The 385-nt window shown below is 55.3% G+C and carries 1 protein-coding gene; it reads left to right on the top strand.

Going from position 1 to position 385, the window contains the following annotated elements; genetic code table 11:
• On the top strand, positions 1-308 hold a 308-nt coding region (locus tag GVL12_RS25985), incomplete at its 5' end, for a lysoplasmalogenase family protein (RefSeq protein ID WP_235033997.1).
• Between the last annotated feature and the right edge of the window lie 77 nt (positions 309-385).

Genomic DNA, 385 nt, shown 5'->3' with positions numbered 1-385 from the left:
CACTGGTGCTGCTGGTTCTGGGCGCGCTGTTACTGGCGATTATCTGGACGCGGCTGGAAGAGTACCGTTGGCCTATCTGCACGTTTATCGGCATGACGCTGGTGATGGTGTGGCTGGCAGGTGAACTGTGGTTCTTCCGTCCGACCGCTCCGGCGCTCTCTGCGTTTGTTGGCGCTTCGTTGCTGTTTATCAGTAACTTTGTCTGGCTGGGGAGCCACTATCGCCGACGCTTCCGTGCGGATAACGCGATTGCTGCGGCCTGCTACTTTGCCGGTCACTTCCTGATCGTCCGCTCGCTGTATCTCTGATAAAACTTGACTCTGGAGTCGACTCCAGAGTGTATCCTTCGGTTAATGAGAAAAAACTTAACCGGAGGATGCCATGT

Source organism: Pantoea sp. 18069, assembly GCF_902706035.1.
Classification (GTDB): domain Bacteria; phylum Pseudomonadota; class Gammaproteobacteria; order Burkholderiales; family Burkholderiaceae_C; genus Comamonas.
Note: the sequence above shows the minus strand (reverse complement) of the source record. Positions and strands in the feature narration are given on the sequence as shown.